This window comes from Halomonas sp. CSM-2 (assembly GCF_002119345.1).
Classification (GTDB): domain Bacteria; phylum Pseudomonadota; class Gammaproteobacteria; order Pseudomonadales; family Halomonadaceae; genus Vreelandella; species Vreelandella janggokensis.
In genome coordinates this window covers 1-5,889 of record NZ_NBYR01000044.1, presented here as the reverse complement: position 1 = coordinate 5,889, position 5,889 = coordinate 1, and the positions used below count along the sequence as shown (strand labels likewise).

Annotated in this window: 1 protein-coding gene; it reads right to left on the bottom strand. The window is 57.9% G+C overall.

The genetic code is table 11. The features are described from left to right. The coding region (locus tag B7L15_RS19150) for a non-ribosomal peptide synthetase (protein WP_139839415.1) at positions 1-5,889 on the bottom strand (5,889 nt) is incomplete at both ends.

Here is a 5,889-nt window from a genome sequence, read left to right as displayed (position 1 = left end):
AATCGATCCAGCTCAATGATGCTCAACCCATCAGCCACCGGCAACGTATCGCGTAGATGCTGCTGGGTAAGCAGCAACTCGATACCGCTGTCCTCGACCATATAGGCCAGCCGCTCGGCGGGGTAATCCGGATCCAACGGCACGTAGGCGCCGCCCGCTTTGAGGATGCCCAATAGTCCCGCCACCATCTCAATGGAACGCTCCATGGCGATACCCACCCGGGTCTCAGGTTTTATGCCTAACCCCTTTAGATAGTGGGCCAACTGGTTGGCGCGGGCATTGAGCTCGGTGTAGCTGAGTGACTGACCTTCAAAAACTAATGCCGTATTTTCAGGAGTTTCCGCAGTTTGTTGCTCGATCAGATAATGGATTGGAGAAGTATAGGAATACTGTTCGGTATTCTCTCCCCACTCACTTAACAGTCGCTGCTCGTCTGCTCTAAGCAGACTGATCTCATTTAATGGTTGTTGAGGCGCCGCTTGCAGTTTTTCTACGATGCCTGCAATGGTTGTGCTCAGATAGTCACACAATCGCTGGGCACCGATGATGCAGCTAACCTGCCCTACCAACTGGAAGCCGTTACCTAGATCGTCCACCGACATCGTGATCGGATAGTTCGTGCGCTCCTGACTATCCAGCAAAACCATGCCTGGGCTAGCCTGAGAGTCGGCATCCTCTGACGGGCTATAGCGGTAGTTAAATAGCGTTGTGAACAGCGGTGTTCCTCCGGACAGTCCACTACAACCTTGCGCCAGGGTGAGGGTCGCATGCTCGTGGTGCAACAACGCAGACAGGGCCTCGTGGGTTTGGCGTAGGCCGCTATCGAGCCCTTGGGAGCCCGTCTTAATACGTATGGGCAACGTATTGATAAACATCCCTAACGCTCGTTCGGCGCCCTCGGCGCCTTGCATACGCCCAAACAACAGGGTGCCAAACACCACATCGTTCCGCCCAGTGATTTTGCTCAGCACCAATGCCCAGGCCAGATGAAACAGGCTGGCCGTGCTCACGCCATAGCGCTGGGCCTGTTGCCTCACCTGCTGGGCCAGTTCCGTTTCCAAAGGAACGCGCATTTCCTCTATTTCGCTGCCATCGCCGCGAACATCTAACAGGCCAAAGGGCGCTGTCGGTTCTTCAATATCGCCCAACTGCTCTCGGAAAAAGGCCTCATGCTCTTCCTGGCTGACCCCTAGTCGGGTCTGGGCAACAAAATTACGGAATGGAAGTGGATGGGGTAATTCATCTTCACGGCCTTGCTGGATCAGGGCAATTTCTTCCACCAATAGTTCAAGGGTGGTGTGATCCATGACCAAGTGATGACCGGGCAACTGCATTAGCCATCGGCCCTGTATAGCATCATGAGCGGCCAGCGCCCGAAGCATAGGGGCTCGGCGCACATCAAGGCGGTGGTGCTCAGGATCCACCTGAGCGGATAGCCATTCAGACACAGAGCCCGCGGCCTTATCTGGCACGGTCAGCCATTCGATATCTAGCACGGCATGACGGTAAACTACCTGCACTGGCTCACGCAGGTTTTCCCACAGCACAGCCGTACGCAGAATATCGTGGCGGGCAACCAGTTGGTTAAAGCCGTTAATAAAGGCTTCCAGTTGTTCTCGGCTTTCGAAGCCAAGCAGCCGAGGCGTCACATAGGCATCACCCTCTTCCTGCAGCCGGTGGTGGAAGAGAATCCCCTCCTGCAGTGGTGCCAGTGGGTAGATGTCCTGAATATTGCTAGCGCCWCCAGGCACAGCGGCTTCGATCTCACGAAGTTCTTCGGCATTGAGCTCGATTAGTGTCAACATYTCAGGCTGGAGAACCTGACAGTCGTAAGGGATCAGATTGGGCGGGATATTGATTTCCTGCTGCTCTGATTTCTGCGTCAATACCTGGGCAAAGCCCGCCAGTTCCGGGCACTGGAACAGCGTGCGTACCTGCGCTGTTAGTCCGCGATGCCGCATTTGCTCCAGCACTTTTAGAGCCAGAAGCGAATGGCCCCCCAGCTCAAAGAAGTTGTCATGGCGGCCCATCCGTTCCACGCCCAACACTTCGGACCAGATCTCCGCCAGCGCTTCTTCCACTTCGCCCTGGGGCGGCTCATAGTGCAAGCCACTGGCTAACTCTGGCTCGGGCAGCGCCTTGCGGTCTACCTTGCCGTTGGCGTTCAGCGGCAGTGCATCGAGCATGACCACAACGCCCGGCACCATATAATCCGGTAGCTTTTGACCTAGCGCTTCACATAGTGAGCCGGTGTCGAGTGCACTGTCGGCTTGGGGCACCACATAGGCTACCAGCCTCGACCCCTTGGGACCTTCTTGGGCGACCACCACGGCCTCGCGAACCGTCGGCTGAGCGAGTAGTTCGGCTTCGATCTCGCCAAGCTCGATACGCAAGCCGCGGATCTTCACCTGGTGATCGAGGCGACCCAGGTACTCGAGCTGGCCGTCCTCCCGCCAGCGCACCTGATCGCCGGTGCGGTAAAGGCGCTCCCCCTCTGTGAACGGATCGGCAACAAAACGCTCCGCCGTTAAATCACTTCGATTTAGATATCCTCGAGCCAGACTTATCCCGCCAAGATAGAGTTCTCCCGCGACACCCTGTGGGACGAGGGTGAGCTCATCATCTAATACATAGGTCCGCGTGCCACTAATGGGTCGTCCAATGGGGATCTGGCGGTGAGCGTCATCACGGCACCACCAGTGAGTGACATGGATGGTGGTTTCAGTAGGGCCATAAAGATCATGCAGATTGGCACCGTCGAGACACTCAGCCACGTCCTGCTGCAGCGTCGCTGGAACGGCCTCGCCACCGCACATGATATGCTTGAGCCGCGTCTTGGTCTTCACATCGGGATAAGCCAGGAAGGCCTTGAGCATCGAGGGCACAAAGTTGAGCGTGGTCACGCCGTGGCGCTGGATCAGCTCGATGATGCGTTCTGGGTCGCGATGGTCGCCAGGTTGGGCGATCACTAGACGCGCGCCGACACTCAGCGGCCAGAAGATCTCCCAGACAGACACATCGAACCCGAACGGCGCCTTGTGCAGTACGGCATCGCTATCGGTGAGCTGGTAGGTCTCCTGCATCCACACCATGCAGTTGGTCAAGGCATCCTGGCGGATGGCAGCGCCCTTGGGTCGCCCGGTGGAGCCTGAGGTGTAAATCACATAGGCGAGGTGCTCGCCGTGCAGCGCCACCCCTGGGTTGGAGGAGGCGTGATGGGCCACGTCCAACTGATCCAGCTCCACCACGCTTAAGCCATCAGCGATCGGCAACGACGCGCGCAAGTGGTGCTGCGTCAGCAACAGCTCAATGCCACTATCATCGGCGATGAAGGCCAGCCGCTGTGAGGGGTACTCGGGATCCAGCGGCACATAGGCGCCGCCCGCCTTGAGAATCGCCAGCAGCCCCACCACCATCTCGATGGAACGCTCCATGGCGATACCCACTCGGGTTTCGGGTTTTACGCCTAGTCCAATCAGATAGTGGGCCAGCTGGTTGGCGCGGGTATTGAGTTCGGCGTAGCTCAGATGCTGATCATCGAAGATAAGAGCCGTGGCTTCTGGAGTTGACGCTGCTTGGTGCTCAATCAATTGATAAATAGGTGGAGCATCGGGATGCTGGTTTGAGTTCTCCCCCCACTCGCTCAACAGTTGCCTTTCGTCTTTTCCTAGCAGGCTTATCTCACTTAATGATTGCTGAGGCGCATTTTGAAGACACTGCACAATACCTGCGACGGCCGAACTCATGTAATCACACAGCCGCTGGGCGCCGATTTCACGACTCACCTGCCCGACCAGTCGAAAGCCATCGCCGAGGTCATCGACTGACATGCCGATCGGGTAGTTGGTGCGCTCCTGGCCGCCCAGTACCTCCATGCCGGCCCATGTATGCACGATACTGCCCTCTTCCTGAGGGGCGCTGTAACGATAGTTGAGCAGGCTCGTGAACAGCGGCGTTCCACCAGACAACCCGCTACAGCGCTGCGCAAGACCAAGGCTAGCGTGTTCGTGATGCAGCAGCGCTGATAGAGCCTCGTGAGTCTGGTGCAAGGACTGTTCGACACCTTGGGTGCCCATTTTAATGCGCACAGGCAAGGTGTTGATAAACATCCCCAGTGCCCGCTCAGCCCCTTCAGTGCCCTGCATACGGCCGAACAAGACGGTGCCGAACACCACATCGTCGCGCCCGGTGGTTTTACTCAGCACCAGTGCCCAGGCCAAGTGGAACAGGCTGGCCGTGCCGATGCCATGGCGCTGCGCCTGCTGTCGTATTTGCTGCGCCAAGTCTGCCGCCAGAGGCCAATGCACTTCCTCTATATCGCTGCCATCGCCGCGCACCTCCAGCAGCCCGAAGGGCGCTGTCGGTTCCTCTATATCGCCTAGTCGTTCGCGGAAGAAGGCTTCATGCTCTTCTGCGCTTACCCCCAGACGCGCCTGTGCCACGAAGTTGCGGAATGGGATCGGCTTGGGCAGTTCGTCCTCGCGCCCTTGCTGGATCAGGGCAATTTCTTCCACCAGTAACTCGAGGGTGGTGTGATCCATGATGAGGTGGTGGCTAGGGAGCTGCAGCAGCCAGCGATTTTGCTCAGGATCATACGCGGCTAGCGCTCGCAGCATCGGTGCTCGGCGGACATCGAGACGATGGTGCCCAGGATCCACCTCGGCATTCAGCCGTTCAGCAATGCTTTGTGATGGGATACCATCCACGCTTAGCCACTCGAGGGCTAATTCAGCATGCCGGTATACCACCTGCACCGGCTCGCGCAGGTTTTCCCACAACACCGCGGTACGCAGAATATCGTGGCGGGCAATCAGTTGGTTAAAACCGGCGATAAAAGCTTCCAGCCGTTCTCGCTTGTCGAAGCCAAGCAAGTGGTGGGTCACGTAGGCATCGCCCTCTTCCTGCAGCCGATGGTGGAAGAGCATCCCCTCCTGCAGCGGTGCCAGCGGGTAGATGTCTTGAATATTGCTGGCCCCACCCGGCACGGCCGCTTCGATGACGCTGATTTCCTCGGCATTGAGTTCGATCAAAGACAGTATCTCGGGCTGGATTGCCGAGCAGCCATCTGGAATGCGGTTGGGCGGGATGATGATTTCCTGTCGTTCTGGTGTCTGCGTCAATGCCTGGGCGAAGGCCGCTAGTTCCGGGGATTGGAACAGCGTGCGTACCTGCGCCTTCAAGCCCCGATGCCGCATTTGCTCCAACACTTTCAGAGCCAATAGCGAATGGCCCCCCAGCTCAAAGAAGTGGTCATGGCGGCCCACTTGGTCGACGCCAAGCACTTCCGCCCAGATTTCCGCCAGTGCTTCTTCCACCTCACCTTGAGGCGGCTCGTACTGCGAGCCACTGGCTAAATCCGGTTCGGGCAGGGCCTTGCGGTCTACTTTGCCATTGGCATTCAGCGGCAGTGCATCAAGAGCCACCACAACGCCCGGCACCATATAGTCCGGTAGTTTTTGTCCCAGTACTTCACGTAGTGAATTGGTATCGAGTTCACTGTCGGCTTGGGGAACCACATAAGCGACTAACCTAGAACCAGCGGCCCCCTCTTGGGCAACCACCACCGTCTCGCGAACTTCCGGTTGCGTTAGCAGTTCAGCTTCGATCTCGCCCAGTTCGATACGTAGGCCACGAACCTTTACCTGGTGATCAAGGCGGCCCAGGTACTCGAGCTGGCCATCGTCACGCCAGCGCACCAGATCGCCGGTGCGGTAGAGGCGCTCGCCCTTAGCAAACAGGTCGGCGACAAAACGTTCTGCAGTAAGGTCGGGGCGGTGTAGGTAGCCCCGAGCCAACCCAATGCCTCCGAGATAGAGCTCCCCCGCGACGCCAGGGGGTGCCAAGTTAAGATCGCCATCCAACACATAGGTACGAATACCAGCAATCGGT